This is a genomic window from Stenotrophomonas sp. STEN054 (assembly GCF_056854535.1).
Map to the genome: position 1 here is coordinate 15,963 of NZ_JBXFWG010000009.1, position 15,487 is coordinate 31,449.

Sequence of the window (15,487 nt, forward strand, 5' to 3'; positions counted from 1 at the left end):
AAAAATTGAATACCGGGCCTGGAAGGGTTCTGCGAGGATGTGCGGGTCGACCACCCACACGATCCGTGAAGGCAGGAACCCGACCATGTCGCTCTTCCGCTACACCCGCGCTGGCCAGACGCCGGGCGCATCGCGCACGCATTCGGCGTTGCCCTGGATCGCCCTGATCGCCCTGATCCTGGGCGGCGCCGCGCTGGCCTTCGCCTGGCTGGCCGGCTGGATCGGCAACCGCCTCACCGCGCAGCGTTTCACCGACACCATTGAAGCCACCGGCCCGGCCCATCCAGGCTTCCGGCGTGCGCACAGCAAGGGCATCTGCGTGAGCGGCTGGTTCGAACCCAGCGCGCAGGCGCCCACCCTGTCCAGCGCGCGGGTGTTCTCGCAGGCGCGCGTGCCGGTGATGGGCCGCCTGTCGATCGGTGGCGGCGACCCGTACGGCGCCGACAACACCGCGCGCGTGCGCAGCATGGCGGTGCAGATGGTCAGTGACGACGGCCAGGAATGGCGCATGGCGATGAACAGCTTCCCGTTCTTCGCCGTGCCCGACGCCGAGGCCTTCTACGAGCAGACCCGCGCCTCCATTCCCGACCCGGCCACCGGCAAGCCCGACCCGCAGAAGATGGCCGCCGTGCTGGCCAGATACCCCAGTGCGCAGGCCTTCCAGCAATGGGCGAAGACCGCGCCGTGGACCAGCAGCTGGGCCGATACCACCTACAACAGCGTCAACAGTTTCTGGTTCACCAACGCGCAGGGACAGAAGCGCGCGGTGCGCTGGCGCTGGCAGCCGCTGGCGCCGGTGGTAGAGATGGATGCGGAAACGCGCAGGCAGGCCAGCGTCGATTTCCTCAGCCAGGAACTGCAGCAGCGCCTGGCCAAGGGCCCGGTGCAGTGGAATCTGGTGGTCAGCACCGCCGCGCCCGGCGATGCCATCGACGATCCGTCGACGCCGTGGCCGGAGTCGCGCGAGCAGGTGGTGGCCGGCGTGCTCAGCCTGGACCGCATGCAGTCGCAGGAGGAAGGCGCCTGCGGCCAGGTCAACTTCGACCCGTTGATCCTGCCCAGCGGCGTGCGCGGCAGTGACGACCCGATCCTGGCCGCGCGCTCGGCCGTGTACTCGCAGTCCTTCAACCGCCGCGAGCGCGAACGCGCTGCCGGCAACGTCGAACAACCGAAGAAGGAGGCCGCACGATGAGTACCGGCAACGGCCACTTCAACCTGCTCGCGCGCATCCTGCACTGGACCATGGCGGCGATGATCCTGGCCATGCTGTTCGTCGGCGTGACCATGGTCGCCTCGCTGCACCTGCGGCCGATGCTGATCGACCTGCACCGCCCGCTGGGCATCGCCATCCTCGTGCTGGTGCTGTTGCGGTTGTACAACCGCCTGCGCCACCGCCCGCCACCGCTGCCGGCCGACCTGCCGGCGTGGCAGGCGCTGGCGGCGAAGGCATCGCACTGGATGCTGTACGGGCTGATGCTGGCGATGCCGCTGATCGGCTGGGCGATGCTGTCGGCCGGCGGCTACCCGATCACCCTGTGGGGCGGCCTGCACCTGCCACCGATCGTGCCGCACACCCCGGCGCTGTATGCCGCCCTGCGCAACGCGCATAGCCTGCTGGCGTATGTGTTGTTCGCCACGGTGCTGATGCACGTGGGCGCGGCGCTGTTCCACCTGTGGGTGCGCCGCGATGGCGTGTTCCAGGCGATGGCACGCGGAAAGGATTGAGCGGGGCCTCGAATCGGTAGCGCCGGGCCACGCCCGGCGGAAGGCCAACACCCGCCGCTGCGCTCGCCGGGCATGGCCCCGCGCTACCGGCACATGGCGCGCCTACAACCAGCCCTTCTGCCGGGCCAGCCGGTACGCCTCGATGCGGTTGGCCACGCCCAGCTTGCCGATGCACTCGGACAGGTAATTGCGCACCGTGCCGTGCGAAAGCCCCAGCTGTTCAGCGATCTCGCTGGCCGTGCGGCCTTCGCCGGCCAGCCGCAGCACGCGGCGCTCGCGGTCGGTCAGTGGATCGGCCTGCGACCACGCATCCATCGCCAGCTGCGGGTCGATCGCGCGGATGCCCTGCTGCACCTTGCGCAGCGCTTCGGCCAGGTTCTCCGCCGGTGCATCCTTCAACAGATAACCCAGCACCCCCGCTTCCAGCGCACGGCGCAGGAAACCGGCGCGGGCGAAGGTGGTCACGATGACGACCTTGATCGGCAGTTCGTGGCGGGCGATGCGCTGGGCCAGCTCGAGACCGGTCAGGCCAGGCATCTCGATGTCGGTCACCAGGATGTCCGGCTGCAGCTGCTGCAGCATGCGCCAGGCGGTTTCGCCGTCGGCGGCACTGCCCAGCACCTCGATGTCCGGCTCCAGGCCCAGCAGCGCCGACAGCGCGCCGCGCACCATGGCCTGGTCCTCGGCCAGCAGGATGCGGATCATGCCGCACCGTCCTGTGCCAGCGAGGCCGGTGGGACCGGAGTGGTGGCCGCTGCCAGCGGCACTCGCACGCTCAACACGGTCCCCTCTCCCCTGCCCGACTGCACCTGCAGCTGGCCGCGAAGCGCGGCCACGCGCTCGCGCATGCCGCACAGGCCATTGCCTTCGGCCTGAAGTCCGCCCCGTCCGTCATCGCGTATCTGCATCACCAGTTGCCGTCCTTCCTGCATGAATTCCACCCGCGCCTGGGTCGCCTGCGCATGGCGCACGATATTGGTGGCCGCCTCGCGCAGCACCAGGGCAAGGCCGCGCTCCACCTCCACCGGCATCGGTGGCGGCACCGTGTAGTGCAGGTGCACCTGCTGGCATTCCAGCAGCAGCCGCGCCGAGGCCAGCTCGCCGGCCAGATCGCTGGCACGGATGCCGGTGACCGCGCTGCGCACCTGCGCCAATGCCTCGCGGGCGATGGCCTCGGCCTCGCCGATCTCCTGCCGCGCACGCGCGTCATCGCGGTCGTACAGCTTGCGCGCCAGTTCCAGCTTCAACGTGATCAGCGAAAGCGTGTGGCCGAGCAGATCATGCAGGTCACGGCCGATGCGCTCGCGCTCGGCAGTGGTCGCCAGCCGCCGCACTTCCTCCTGCGACAGCTGCAGGGCCACGTCGCGCTGCTGGCTCAACGCCTCCACGTTCACCACCAGGCCGACGATGAAGGACACCGCCGGCATCCACACCAGCGCCTGCCACGGGTAGCCGAAGTACAGCGCGGCCGAGCAGAACACGAGGTTCAAACCGCTCAGCTGCAGCAGGTACATCCACCAGCCGCTGCGTCCGCTCATGCGCATCAGCACGCAGCCGAACACGAAGTAGCTCAGGCCGGAGGGGTACCAGGGCAGCAGCACCAGCGACAGCGCGACCATCGCCATTGCATAACGCGGGCCGTGGTGGCGCGGCGCCAGCATCACCCGTGCATACAGGAACAGGAACAGCGGATAGCTGGCCAGGGTGAGGAACAACCAGCGCAGGGTGAAGCCATTGCCCAGCGCGGGCGTCAGGAAGATCCACACCGACCACAGCAGGTGGATCGCCCCGCTCCACGGTGATTTGCCGCGCCGCAACTGGTCAGCCACGGCCGAATCCGGCGCGGGGCGCAGCAGGGAGGCAAGCCAGCTCGACGACACGGGCGGATCCAGGCGGGGACGTTCGCTGCCGATCATGCCAGTTCAGCCGACCCGGCGCAGGCGGCGACGCGCCAGCAGCAATGCCACTACGGTTACGCCCAGCAGCACCAGCAGATGCCCGGCGAGGCTGCCTGCCGCAGGCAGCCCGACCACCGGCAGCGCCAGCTGCGCCAGGTGCCAGGTCGGCCACAGCGGCGCCATCGTCGAGAACAGCTTCGGCAGCGCCGACAGCGGCAGCCACAGGCCCGAGAGCAGGGCCAGCGGAAGGTACACCAGGTTGACCATCGCCGGCGCCGCGCTGGCACTGACATGGCTGCCGATCAGCAGGCCGATGGCACCCAGCGGCAGGGCCGCCAGTGCGGCCACAGCCAGCAGCTGCAGGATCTGCTGTACCTGCAGATGCACACCGCCGAGTGTGCTGGCCGCGGTGACCAGCAGGCCGGCCACCAGCAGCGCGAGCATCACCGCCATCGCCAGCCGTGCCAGCAACGGTGCCGCCGCCGGCATCGGCAGCGCGCGCTTGAGGGTCAGCAGGCCGCCTTCGCGGTCCAGTGCCAGCTGCACGCCGAAGCCGAACAGCGCCGGTGCCATCGCGCCGAAGACGCAGTAGGTGGCCAGCAGATACAGCGGCGCATGTCCACGCCCCAGCAGCACGCCGAACAACAGGTAGAACAGCACCGGGAACAGCAGCGACGGCACCGCGAAGGCCGGCGTGCGCCAGGCCCGGCGCAGCTCGGCCTGCAGCTCGGCGATGCAGGGACGCAGGGCGGCACGCACGGAAGCGCGCGGCGCAGCGAGGGTACGGGTCACGGTGTTCATGCGGCCTCCCGGGTCATGTCGAGGAAGGCGTCAGCCAGTGCCGCGCCCTGTACTTCCAGTTCCTGCAGTCGTGCGTCGGCGGCCAGCAGGCGCGCCACCACCGGTTCGGCCGGGCTGGCCAGCAGCTGCAGGTGCGCTCCGTCGCGCTGCACCTGCTGCACGCCCGGCCAGTGCTGCACGTCTTCCACTGCGAGGCTGCTGCGGCAGCGGATGCGCCGCGGCCGGTCGGCCAGGCGCAGCTCGGCCAGCGGCGCATCGGCCAGCACGCGGCCCTGCTCCAGCACCACCACCTGCGACGCCAGCGCTTGGGCCTCCTCCAGGTAGTGGGTGGTCAGCAGCACGCCACAGCCTTCGGCCACAAGCTGCCGGATCGCCTGCCACATCACCTGCCGCGCCTGGATGTCCAGGCCGGTGGTGGGCTCATCCAGGAACAGCACGCGCGGGCGCCCACACAGCGCGATGGCGAACTGCACCGTGCGCTGCTGGCCACCGGACAGCTGCCCGTAGCGGCGACGGGCCAGATCCTGCAGCCCGGCGCGCTGCAGGACCTCGGCCAGCGGCATCGGGTCGGGATAGCAGGCGCTAGCCTGCGCCACCAGCTCATCCACCTGCAGCATCGGCGGCAGGCTGGTGCTCTGCAGCATCACACCCAGGCCCACGCGGCTGGCGCGCTGCTGCGGATCACCGCCGAGCAGTTCGACCTGCCCGGCATCGGCGCGGCGCAGGCCCAGCAGCACGCTGATCGCGGTACTCTTGCCAGCACCGTTGCGGCCCAGCAGGGCCAGGACCTGGCCGGCACGCACCTGCAGGTCGATGCCCTGCAGTGCGGCATGGCCGGCGTACTGCACCTGCACCTGGTGCAGGCGGGCCAGCGGGGCCGTAGTGGGAGCTGCGGTCGGATCCATGGGTGCGGTACCGGTAGCGGGGACGTTGCCATCCTGTGCCGCCCCGGTCACGTTTTGCAGTGGCCGCCGTCAGCTACATCGGGTGACAGCTGTCACTGCCATCCCGCCCCGTGCCACCTGCATGCTGTGCCGCACGCTTTGCCACCGGAACCGCTGCTGTCGCCCTTCCGGCCACTCCGCCCGAACGCCTGTGATGGAACGCAATGAACGCTTCTGCCGAGCTGTTGAAGGAACTCCGTATCGACCGCAGGAACCCGCCGCCGTCCTCCGGGGATGGGCCGGGCGGGCGCCGCTGGCTGTGGATCGCGTTGGTGGTGATCGTGCTGCTGTTGGCCGGCGGTGCCTTCTTCCTGTTCGGCCGCGAGCCGACGGTGGAGGTGGAAACCGCACCGGCAGTGGCGATCCAGCAGGGCAATGCCAGCAGCTCGGTACTCGATGCCAGCGGCTACGTGGTGGCCCGGCGCATGGCCACGGTGTCGGCCAAGATCACCGGCAAGGTACGCGAAGTGATGATCGAGGAAGGCATGCGGGTGGAGGCTGGCCAGGTCATGGCCACGCTTGACCCGATCGATGCCGATGCACAGCGCAGCCTCTCCGCCTCGCAGGTGCAGGCCGCACGTGCACAGGTGGCCGGCCTGCAGGCGCAACAGCGCCAGGCCGCCGCCGAGGCCAGCCGCCTGCAGGCGCTGGTCGGCCAGCAGCTGGTCTCACGTTCGCAGTACGACCAGGCCGTCGCCCAGCGTGACAGCCTCCGCGCGCAGCTCGATACCGCCCAGCGCAACGTCAAGGTGGCCAGCGACCAGCTCGCCATCGCCGACCTTGGCGTGGACAACAACATCGTGCGCGCGCCGTTCTCCGGCGTGGTCACCGCCAAGGCCGCGCAGCCGGGCGAGATCGTCTCGCCGCTGTCGGCCGGTGGCGGCTTCACCCGAACCGGCATCGGCACCATCGTCGACATGGAGTCGCTGGAGATCGAGGTGGAAGTGGGCGAAGCCTTCATCGGCCGCGTGCAGCCGAAGATGCCGGTGGAAGCCACGCTCAACGCCTACCCGGAGTGGAAGATCCCCGGTGAGGTGATTGCCATCATCCCTACCGCCGACCGCGGCAAGGCCACGGTGAAGGTGCGCGTGGCGCTGAAGGTGAAGGACCCGCGCATCGTGCCGGAGATGGGCGTGCGGGTCAGTTTCCTGGAACAGGCGCAGCCGCAGGCCGCGGCCACGCCGCAGGGCGTGCGCGTGCCGGCCACGGGCGTGGTCGAGCGCGACGGTGCCAGCGTGGCCTTCGTGCTGGGCGATGCCGACCGCGTTCAGCAGCGCGCCGTGCAGGCCGGCCAGGCAATGGGCAAGGACCGCCAGCTGCTGAAGGGCGTGAGTGCGGGTGAAAGCGTGGTGGTCAGCCCACCGGACACCCTGCGCGATGGCGCCAGGGTTCGACTGAAACAAGCGCAGTAATGGCCTGGCGCCCGCGTGGCGCCGCCGGCAGCACCGTTCGATGCAAGCTCCGGCCCGTGGCCGGCGCGCATCCCCGTGTCCCACCTTTCGTGGAGAACCCCGATGTCGACCCTGGTTTCACTACGCAACATCACCAAGACCTACCAACGTGGCCCGGAGAAAGTGCAGGTGCTGCATGGCATCGACCTGGACATCGCCAGCGGCGACTTCGTCGCGCTGATGGGCCCGTCCGGTTCGGGCAAGACCACCCTGCTCAACCTGATCGGCGGCCTGGACAACCCCAGTGGCGGCGAGATCAGCATCGAAGGCGAGCGCATCGACCAGATGAGCGGCGGCCAGCTGTCGACCTGGCGCAGCCACCACGTCGGCTTCGTGTTCCAGTTCTACAACCTGATGCCGATGCTGACCGCGCAGAAGAACGTGGAGCTGCCGCTGCTGCTGACCCACCTCAGCGCCGCACAGCGCAGGCGCAATGCCGAGATCGCACTGACCCTGGTCGGCCTCGCCGACCGCCGCAGCCACCGCCCCAACGAACTGTCCGGCGGCCAGCAGCAGCGCGTGGCGATTGCCCGCGCCATCGTCTCCGACCCGACCTTCCTGATCTGCGACGAACCGACCGGCGACCTCGACCGGCAGTCGGCCGAGGAGATCCTGGGCCTGCTGCAGCAGCTCAACCGCGAACACGGCAAGACCATCATCATGGTCACCCATGACCCGAAGGCCGCCGAGTACGCCACCCACACGGTGCATCTGGACAAGGGCGAGCTGGCCGACGCCCCGCTGGCCCACTGACGGAGGCCCCGGCGATGAAATACTTTTCCCTGGTCTGGGCCCAGCTGTTCCGCAGCCGCACCCGGACCCTGCTGACCCTGCTTTCGGTGGTCGCGGCGTTCCTGCTGTTCGGCATGCTCGATTCGGTACGCGTGGCGTTCAATTCCGGCGGCAGCGTGGAGGGTGCCAACCGCCTGGTCACTGCTTCGCGCCTGTCGATCACCCAGTCGCTGCCGATCCGCCTGGAAACGCAGATCCGCCAGGTCGACGGCGTGCGCGACGTGGCCTATGGCATGTGGTTCGGCGGCATCTACCAGGACCCGAAGAACTTCTTCCCGAACTTCTCGGTGTCGCCCAACTACTTCGACGTCTACCGCGAACTGCAGATCGACCCGGCGCAGCTGGAAGACTGGAAGCAGACCCGCACCGGCGCCATCGTCGGCGAGACCCTGGCCAACCAGTTCGGCTGGAAGATCGGCGACACCATTCCGCTGCAGGCAACGATCTTCCCGCGCGGCGGCAGCAATGACTGGCCGCTGGAACTGAAGGGCATCTTCCGCTCGAAGGACCGCGCGCAGGCAAGCAACGAAGAACGCCAGCTGATGATGAACTGGAAATACTTCGACGAATCCAACGACTACATCAAGAACCAGGTGAGCTGGTACACGATCACCCTGGACAACCCCGGCCATGCCTCGCGGGTGGCACAGGCCATCGATGCGATCTCGGCCAACTCCGACCACGAGACCAAGACCCAGACCGAATCGGCGTTCCAGCAGGCCTTCGTCAAGCAGTTCGCGGACATCGGCATGATCGTCACCTCGATCATGGGCGCGGTGTTTTTCACCCTGCTGCTGCTGACCGGCAACACCATGGCGCAGGCCGTGCGCGAGCGCATTCCCGAGCTGGCCACGCTGAAGACGCTGGGCTTCAAGGACAGCACCGTGCTGACGCTGGTGATGGTCGAGTCGGTGCTGCTGATCGGCCTCGGCGGCCTGATCGGCATGGGCCTGGCCGCGCTGGTGCTGCAGGCGATCGCACCGAAGAGCCTGGGCATGCTGCCACCGCACGTACCGACCCCCACCTGGCTGGTGGGTATCGGCCTGATCGTGGTGATCGGCGTCGTGGTCGGGCTGCTGCCCGCGCTGCGCGCCAAGCGCCTGAAGATCGTCGATGCGTTGGCCGGCCGCTGAGGAGGACACCCCATGAACAGGATCAAGAAGTGGTTGGGAAATGCACTGACCGTGCTGCTGCTGGCGGTGGGCCTGCTGCTGTGGATCGGCTTGCCGTGGGTCGGTGTACTGGCCGTGGCGGTGCTGGTGGCGCTGTGGCTGCTGCTGACCCGCAGCGGGCGGCTGGCGCTGGCGGCCACCCGTATCGGCATCGCCAGCCTGCCGCAGCGCTGGGGTGCCTCCTCGGTGATCGTGGTCGGCATTGCCGGCGTGGTCGGCGTACTGGTGGCGATGCTGGCCATGGGCGAGGGCTTCCAGGCCACGCTCAACAACACTGGCGATGACACCACCGCCATCGTGCTGCGCGGCGGCTCGCAGGCCGAGACCAATTCGGTCATCACCCGCGAGCAGGTGCCGATGCTGTCCACCCTGCCCGGCATCAGCCGCGATGGCGAAGGCCGGCCGCTGCTGTCGCCGGAGCTGTCGCAGGTGGTGAACCTCGTGTCCAAGGCCGACGGCACCGACGTCAACGCGCAGTTCCGCGGCGTTGGCCCACAGGCGTGGGCAGTGCATGACAAGGTGAAGATCGTGCAGGGCCGCACGTTCGGCACTGGCCTGCGCGAGATCGTGGTCGGCCAGGGCGCGCAGGGACAGTTCCGCGATCTGGACGTCGGCAAGATGCTGACCCTTGGCAACCAGGCCTGGACCGTGGTGGGTGTGTTCGCCTCGGGGGATGCGCACGATTCGGAAATGTGGACCGATGCCGATACGCTGGCCACCACCTACCAGCGCAGTGCATGGCAGTCGATCAGCGTGCGCACCGATGGCAGGCCTGGCTTCGAACAGTTCAAGGCGGCCGTAGCGGCCGATCCTCGGCTGAAGCTGGACGTGGAAACCACGCGTGCGTACTACAGCAAGCAGGGCGGCGGCCTGACCAAGCTGATCGACATCCTTGGCAAGGTGATCGGCACGATCATGGCGGTGGGCGCCGTGTTTGGTGCGCTCAACACCATGTATGCGGCAGTCGCGACGCGTGCGCGCGAGATCGCCACCATGCGTGCGATCGGGTTCCGCGGCCTGCCGGTGGTGACCGCAGTAATGCTGGAAACCATGCTGCTGGCGCTGCTGGGCGGGTTGCTCGGCTGCGCCGTGGCCTGGTTGTTGTTCAACGGATACAGCGTGTCCACCATCGGCAGCAATTTCAGCGCCGTGGTGTTCAAGTTCCATGTATCACCGGAGCTGCTGTGGAATGGGCTGAAGTGGGCGCTGGGCATCGGCCTGGTCGGTGGCCTGTTCCCGGCACTGCGCGCGGCGCGCCTGCCGATCACCACGGCGCTGCGCGAAACCTGATCAGCGCATACGTGTGTGCGGTGATGGATGTGGAAGGGCGAAGCGAAGGCTTCGCCCTTTTTTGTGGGCATCATCCACGCATGGCGTGGATCTACCGATGCCCTGTCTACGCATGGCGTGGATCTACCGATGCCCTATCCACGCATGGCGTGGATCTACCGATGCGCGTGTCGATCGCGCGGGTGTCCGCATTCCAGTAGATCCACGCCATGCGTGGATGAACACACGCACACCCTGCGCATTACAGATCATGCGATTGCAGCCGTTATCGGTGCCTCTGCGCATCGAATACAGCGCGCGCGTGACGTTGCGCACAGCCCTCCTGTGGATTGTTGGTTGCGATTCATCTTCAACGCGATGAAACACGCAGGGACAAACAGTTACGAATGAAAACACTCTAGAATCCCGCCCCCCACGTTGGTTTGCAGTACCCCACGCGCCCACAGAACGGGCGCATGTTTTTTTCTGAAACACGAGATTTCACGGATGTCCCTGAAGACCACCCCGCTGCGCAACGCGATCGTGATCGCGCTGGCTGCCAGCTGCACCACCCCCGCCTTCGCACAGGATGCGGGCGACAACACCACCAACCTCGACCGCATCGAAATCACCGGCTCGCGCATCCGCCAGGCCAGTGTCGAGACCGCCCAGCCGGTGGTCGCGCTCAACCGCGCCGAGATCGAGAAGAAGGGCTACGTCAACGTCGCCGACATCCTGCAGGACGTAACCGCTGCCGGTTCGCCGAGCATGAGCCGCGCTTCGTCGCTGACCTCCTCGCGCGACTTCGGTGGCATGTATGTCAGCCTGCGCAACCTGGGCCCGGAACGCAGCCTGGTGCTGATCGACGGCCGCCGCATGGGCGTCAGCGCCGGCGGTTATTCCGACCTGGCCTCGATTCCCTCGGCCATCGTCGAGCGCGTGGAAGTGCTGACCGACGGTGCGTCGGCGCTGTACGGCTCGGACGCCATCGCCGGTGTGGTCAACATCATCACCCGCAAGAATTTCGACGGTGGCGAAGCCAGCGTCTACGTCGGCCAGTACGGCGAAGGTGACGGCCAGAAGCGCTCCTACAGCGCCACCTTCGGCAAGACTTTCGACCGCGGCTGGTTCAGCGTGGGCGCCGAGCGCACCAAGGAAGACGAAGTGATGGGCGGCGCGCGTGAGTTCACCCGCTACGTCAACGGCCCGCGCCACCCGAACGACGGCCTCAACGGCACCACGCCGTGGGGCAGCGTCACCGTCGGCGGAAAGCCGGTGACCGTCGGCCCGGGCGGTGACCCGACCGATGCAGCCAACTTCCACACGCTTAACCCGGCCGATGGCGCCAACACCAAGACCAACATGAGCCTGCTGACCGGCCTGGAGCGCACTTCGGTGTTCGCCAACGGTGGCTTCTCGATCAACGACAACCTGCGCGTCGTCGCCGATGCGCTGTACAGCAAGCGTGAATCGAGCAAGCACCTGGCCGGTTACCCGTACTCGGTGACTGCCGCACAGGCGCGCAACGGCACCCGCGCCGCCCTGTCCAAGGACAGCGCATTCAACCTGTGGGGCCAGGACGTGCTGTTCTCGCACCGCACCGAAGAAATGCTGCGTGGCACCGAGAACAACCTGGACACCAAGCGCGGCAGCCTGGGTCTGGAAGGCAGCTTCGACACCGGTTCGCGCTACTGGGACTGGAACGTCAACTACACCTACAACCGCAATGAAGGCGAGCGCATCGGCACCGGCAGCATGTACCAGCCGAACGTCAACCTCGCCGTCGGCCCGTCCTTCATCAAGGATGGCGTGGCCTACTGCGGTACCACCAATGCGGTGATCGCCGGCTGCGTGCCGTGGAACCCGGCCGCACCGATGGGCTACACCGGCCCGGGCTCGCTGAGCAACCAGGACGTGCAGGACTACCTGTTCGCCCGCTTCGTGGACAAGAGCCAGACCACCACCAAGGTGGCCAGCGCCAACATCTCCGGCTCGCTGTTCACCCTGCCGGCCGGCGACGTGCTGACCGCGATGGGCTTCGAGCACCGTACCGAAGAAGCACGCTACACCCCGGACCTGATGGTGCAGAACGGCCAGATCGCCGGCACCAGCGGCAAGCCGACCCAGGGCGACTACTCGCTCAGCGAGGTCTACCTGGAACTGCAGGTGCCGCTGCTGGCCGACATGGCCTTTGCCCGTGAGCTATCGCTGGACGTGGCCGGTCGCTATTCGGATTACAACAACTTCGGATCGACCACCAACAGCAAGTTCGGCGTGAAGTGGAAGCCGATCGACAGCCTGCTGGTGCGCGCCACCTACGGCACCGGCTTCCGTGCGCCGACCGTGGACGACCTGTACGGCGGCACCGTCAGCAGCCGTGACTCGTTCACCGACCCGTGCGATACCTCGTTCGGCACCGCCGCCACCAGCGCTGCGGTTGCCGCACGCTGCAAGGCCCTGAACGTGCCGGCCAACTTCCGCCAGCTCAACAGCGACGGCAGCGTGGCCAGCAAGCCGGGCCAGCAGGCCACCACCGATTTCAACTCGGGTTCCAACCCGGAGCTGAAGCCGGAAACCGCCAAGACCTGGACCGTCGGCCTGGTCTACAGCCCGGACTTCGTGCAGGGCCTGGACGTCAGCCTGGACTGGTGGAAGATCCGCATCGACAACGCCATCGTCGGCGAGTCGGCCACCAGCATCCTGGAACAGTGCTACGTGCAGGGTTCGGACGCGGCCTGCGGTCGCTTCACCCGCGGCAGCAACGGCCAGGTCAATGCGCTGGACCGCTCGCTGGTCAACGCCGGCTACCGCGAAACCGCCGGCTATGACATCAGTGCGCGCTACCGCCTGCCGGAAACCGCGTTCGGCAAGTTCGCCGTCACCTGGAACACCACCTATACCGACTACCTGGAACAGCGTAACGACAACGCCGTCACCACGCCGGTGGAACAGCTGACCAGCTGGGGCGGCAACTTCCGCGTGCGCTCGACCTTCAACCTGGACTGGCAGTACGGCAACCTGGGCATCGGTTGGACCGCGCGTTACTACTCCAGCATGAAGGAGAAGTGCTCCTACCTGGACGAGTGCAACCTGCCAGGCTTCAGTTCGGCCTACACCGATGCCTCGCCGACCAACAAGGTGGGTTCGAACACCTTCCACGACCTGCAGGTGCGTTACAGCCTGCCGTGGGATGGCACCGTTTCGCTGGGCCTGAACAACGTGTTCGACCACCAGGGTCCGGTGATGTACAGCCAGCCGAACAGCAGCTTCGTCTACTACGGCGGCTTCGACATCGGTCGTTTCATGTACATGAAATACCAGCAGCGCTTCTAAGCCTGCACCCGCGTTCCCGTTCCGGCCAACTCTCTCCTGGCCGGAGATGGAAGCAGAACGGCGCCCCCCGGGGCGCCGTTCTTTTTTGCCGGAGCCGGGGTCGGATCCCTTCGCAACGCGAAGGGCTCTGACCCCATCGCGATTACCGCTTCGCCGCCCGCATCGCCCGCACGTTCTCGCCGACGAACAACACCAGCCCGGCCCAGATCACCGCAAAACCAATCGCCTTGCCGGTATCGAACGCCTCGTGGAAGAAGAACACCCCCAGCAGCAGCTGCAGGCTCGGTGCGATGTACTGCAGGATGCCGACCAGCGACAGCGGAATGCGCTTCACCCCGTAGGCGAAGCCGATCAGCGGCACCGCAGTGACCACGCCACCGAACACCAGCAGCAGATCGTTGCGCCAGCCCCAGCCGTGGAAGAACGCGCCGCCATGACCGTTCTCGGCCCACACCGCAAACGCCAGCGCGGGCAGGAACAGGTAGAGGCTCTCCACGCCCAGTCCGGCCACCGGATCGACCGACACCAGCTTGCGCAGCAGGCCGTACAGGCCGAACGAACACGCCAGGCCCAGCGCGATCCACGGCGGCGTGCCGGCATCGATGGTCAGCCAGGCCACGCCTACCGCGGCCATCGCCACTGCGATCCACTGCACGCGGCGCAGGCGCTCCTTCAGCACCAGCACGCCCAGCAGCACGTTCACCAGCGGGTTGATGAAGTAGCCCAGGCTGGTTTCGATCACATGCCCGGCATTGACCGCCCAGATGTACAGGCCCCAGTTGAAGGCAATGGTCAGGCTGGATACCGCCAGGATCGGCAGCGCGCGCGGCTGCGCGGCGATCTTCCGCCACCAGCCCAGGCGCGCGCTCAGCAGCAGCCACGCCACCACCAGCACCGTGGACCAGATGATGCGGTGGGCAATGATCTGGAACGACGGCACCTCGTTGAGCAGATGCCAGTACACCGGCACCAGCCCCCACAGCACAAAAGTGGACGCGGTAACCAGTAGGCCGCGTCGTTGTTCCTGTTCGTCCATGCTCACTTCCTCATGCTCACTTCTTCCACGTCCGGGCCATGGTCAGCACCACCACGCCCAGCAGGATCACCGCCATCGCCAGGAAATCGCGCCAGCCGAAGCGCTCGCCGTTCAGTACGGCCCCCAGCAGCACCGCGATGACCGGATTGACATAGGCGTAACTGCCCGCCAGCGCAGGGCGCACGTTGTGCAGCAGCCAGACATAGGCGGTGAACGCCACGATCGAACCGAACACGCACAGGTAGGCCATGGCCAGCAGGCCGCCGGCGTCGGGCAGCGCGGTCGGGCGCTCGCCCACCGCCAGGCCGATCAGCACCAGCAGCACGCCGCCGCAGATCATCTGCCCGGCGGCGGTCATGAACGGACCAGGCAGGTCCAGGCCGCGCGCCCACACCGAGCCGAACGCCCAGCCGACCGGTGCGATCAGCAGCAGCACCAGCCCGGTGGGCGACGCCGTGAGGCTGCTGCCGGCATTGAGCCAGACCACGCCGATGAAACCGATCGCGATGCCCAGCCATTCGCCGCGGCTCGCGTGCTGGCCTCGAAACGCGGAGAACAGCGCCATCCACAGCGGCACCGAGGCCACCGCCGTCGCGGCCAGGCCTGAGGACACTTCGCGCTCGGCCAGCACCACCATGCCGTTGCCCAGCACCAGCATGGTCGCGCCCATGATGACCAGGTTGCGCCACTGCCGCAGGCTCGGCCGTGGCATCTTCCAGAACAGGCGCAGGGCCAGGTACATCAGGCCGCCGGCGATGATGAAGCGGCTGCCGGAGACCATGGTGAGCGGCAGCGCGCCGCCGTTCAGGGCCTTGGCGATGCCCAGGTAGGTCGAGCCCCAGACCACGTAGACCAGCAGCAAGGCCAGCGCGACAAGGCCACCCCGGGGGGCAGCCGCAGAAGGAACAGGAGAAGCCGACATGACGCACCAGCAGGCAGGGGAAAAGAGATTCTAGAAGGTTCGGGTGACGGAGCAACCCCGCTTCCGGCAGCCACGCAGGCCTTGCAGGGCTTTACTGAACGCGCAGCCCGCGACATCGCGTACGACGATCTAGCTATGGTCCCC

At 67.5% G+C, this 15,487-nt stretch carries 13 protein-coding genes; 7 read left to right on the forward strand and 6 right to left on the reverse strand.

All coding sequences use genetic code 11. The features are described 5' to 3' along the window. Positions 1–85: 85 nt before the first annotated feature. Together AC1VXD_RS05225 and AC1VXD_RS05230 are read left to right on the forward strand one after the other, a co-directional pair. The gene (locus tag AC1VXD_RS05225; protein ID WP_482991157.1) at positions 86–1,192 is read left to right on the forward strand and encodes a catalase family peroxidase; all 1,107 of its coding nucleotides are present in this window, start codon (positions 86–88) and stop codon (positions 1,190–1,192) included. Further along, positions 1,189–1,725 carry a cytochrome b gene (locus AC1VXD_RS05230; protein WP_482991158.1) on the forward strand — a complete coding sequence of 179 codons (537 nt, stop codon included), beginning with the start codon at positions 1,189–1,191 and terminating at the stop codon, positions 1,723–1,725. Before AC1VXD_RS05225 ends, AC1VXD_RS05230 begins: the two co-directional genes overlap by 4 nt. A gap of 102 nt (positions 1,726–1,827) precedes the next feature. Here the strand turns inward: AC1VXD_RS05230 and AC1VXD_RS05235 are convergent, their stop codons facing one another. From AC1VXD_RS05235 to AC1VXD_RS05250, 4 genes are read right to left on the reverse strand one after another with little or no spacing between them, the layout of a single operon-like run. Next, entirely contained in the window at positions 1,828–2,430 is a 603-nt protein-coding gene (locus AC1VXD_RS05235) for a response regulator transcription factor (RefSeq protein ID WP_164073676.1), read from the reverse strand. Further along, positions 2,427–3,641, reverse strand: a complete 1,215-nt coding sequence (locus AC1VXD_RS05240) for a sensor histidine kinase (RefSeq protein WP_482991159.1) — start codon at positions 3,639–3,641, stop codon at positions 2,427–2,429. The genes AC1VXD_RS05235 and AC1VXD_RS05240 overlap by 4 nt, the downstream gene beginning before the upstream one ends. A gap of 6 nt (positions 3,642–3,647) precedes the next feature. Continuing rightward, complete coding sequence (locus AC1VXD_RS05245) at positions 3,648–4,424, reverse strand: ABC transporter permease (protein ID WP_482991160.1); 777 nt, start codon at positions 4,422–4,424, stop codon at positions 3,648–3,650. After that, a complete protein-coding gene (locus AC1VXD_RS05250) occupies positions 4,421–5,329 on the reverse strand; it encodes an ABC transporter ATP-binding protein (RefSeq protein ID WP_482991161.1) in 909 nt (302 codons plus the stop codon). The genes AC1VXD_RS05245 and AC1VXD_RS05250 overlap by 4 nt, the downstream gene beginning before the upstream one ends. A 203-nt stretch (positions 5,330–5,532) precedes the next feature. Here AC1VXD_RS05250 and AC1VXD_RS05255 point away from each other — a divergent pair, with 203 nt between their 5' ends. The 5 genes from AC1VXD_RS05255 to AC1VXD_RS05275 all read left to right on the forward strand — a co-directional run bounded on the left by AC1VXD_RS05255 (position 5,533) and on the right by AC1VXD_RS05275 (position 13,385). After that, positions 5,533–6,780, forward strand: coding sequence for an efflux RND transporter periplasmic adaptor subunit (locus AC1VXD_RS05255; RefSeq protein WP_482991162.1), 1,248 nt, complete (start codon positions 5,533–5,535; stop codon positions 6,778–6,780). 102 nt (positions 6,781–6,882) lie between these two features. Continuing rightward, positions 6,883–7,572 carry an ABC transporter ATP-binding protein gene (locus AC1VXD_RS05260; protein WP_049412548.1) on the forward strand — a complete coding sequence of 230 codons (690 nt, stop codon included), beginning with the start codon at positions 6,883–6,885 and terminating at the stop codon, positions 7,570–7,572. A gap of 14 nt (positions 7,573–7,586) precedes the next feature. Next, complete coding sequence (locus AC1VXD_RS05265; RefSeq protein WP_482991163.1) at positions 7,587–8,744, forward strand: ABC transporter permease; 1,158 nt, start codon at positions 7,587–7,589, stop codon at positions 8,742–8,744. A 12-nt stretch (positions 8,745–8,756) separates the two neighbouring features. Next, positions 8,757–10,073, forward strand: coding sequence for an ABC transporter permease (locus AC1VXD_RS05270; RefSeq protein ID WP_482991164.1), 1,317 nt, complete (start codon positions 8,757–8,759; stop codon positions 10,071–10,073). Between the two features lie 486 nt (positions 10,074–10,559). Continuing rightward, positions 10,560–13,385, forward strand: a complete 2,826-nt coding sequence (locus AC1VXD_RS05275; RefSeq protein WP_482991165.1) for a TonB-dependent receptor plug domain-containing protein — start codon at positions 10,560–10,562, stop codon at positions 13,383–13,385. A gap of 142 nt (positions 13,386–13,527) precedes the next feature. On the opposite strand, the gene rarD is transcribed toward AC1VXD_RS05275, so the two are convergent. Together rarD and yedA are read right to left on the reverse strand one after the other, a co-directional pair. Beyond that, on the reverse strand, positions 13,528–14,427 hold the full coding sequence (gene rarD, locus AC1VXD_RS05280) for an EamA family transporter RarD (protein ID WP_482991166.1): 900 nt from the start codon (positions 14,425–14,427) through the stop codon (positions 13,528–13,530). A gap of 10 nt (positions 14,428–14,437) precedes the next feature. Further along, entirely contained in the window at positions 14,438–15,343 is a 906-nt protein-coding gene (gene yedA / locus AC1VXD_RS05285) for a drug/metabolite exporter YedA (protein WP_482991167.1), read from the reverse strand. Positions 15,344–15,487: the final 144 nt, after the last annotated feature.

Bases quoted from the DNA above. Each gene is read 5' to 3' on its own strand.
- AC1VXD_RS05225 (WP_482991157.1), top strand. From the start codon at position 86: ATGTCGCTCTTCCGCTACACCCGCGCTGGCCAGACGCCGGGCGCATCG.
- AC1VXD_RS05230 (WP_482991158.1), top strand. From the start codon at position 1,189: ATGAGTACCGGCAACGGCCACTTCAACCTGCTCGCGCGCATCCTGCAC.
- AC1VXD_RS05235 (WP_164073676.1), bottom strand. From the start codon at position 2,430: ATGATCCGCATCCTGCTGGCCGAGGACCAGGCCATGGTGCGCGGCGCG.
- AC1VXD_RS05240 (WP_482991159.1), bottom strand. From the start codon at position 3,641: ATGATCGGCAGCGAACGTCCCCGCCTGGATCCGCCCGTGTCGTCGAGC.
- AC1VXD_RS05245 (WP_482991160.1), bottom strand. From the start codon at position 4,424: ATGAACACCGTGACCCGTACCCTCGCTGCGCCGCGCGCTTCCGTGCGT.
- AC1VXD_RS05250 (WP_482991161.1), bottom strand. From the start codon at position 5,329: ATGGATCCGACCGCAGCTCCCACTACGGCCCCGCTGGCCCGCCTGCAC.
- AC1VXD_RS05255 (WP_482991162.1), top strand. From the start codon at position 5,533: ATGAACGCTTCTGCCGAGCTGTTGAAGGAACTCCGTATCGACCGCAGG.
- AC1VXD_RS05260 (WP_049412548.1), top strand. From the start codon at position 6,883: ATGTCGACCCTGGTTTCACTACGCAACATCACCAAGACCTACCAACGT.
- AC1VXD_RS05265 (WP_482991163.1), top strand. From the start codon at position 7,587: ATGAAATACTTTTCCCTGGTCTGGGCCCAGCTGTTCCGCAGCCGCACC.
- AC1VXD_RS05270 (WP_482991164.1), top strand. From the start codon at position 8,757: ATGAACAGGATCAAGAAGTGGTTGGGAAATGCACTGACCGTGCTGCTG.
- AC1VXD_RS05275 (WP_482991165.1), top strand. From the start codon at position 10,560: ATGTCCCTGAAGACCACCCCGCTGCGCAACGCGATCGTGATCGCGCTG.
- yedA (WP_482991167.1), bottom strand. From the start codon at position 15,343: ATGTCGGCTTCTCCTGTTCCTTCTGCGGCTGCCCCCCGGGGTGGCCTT.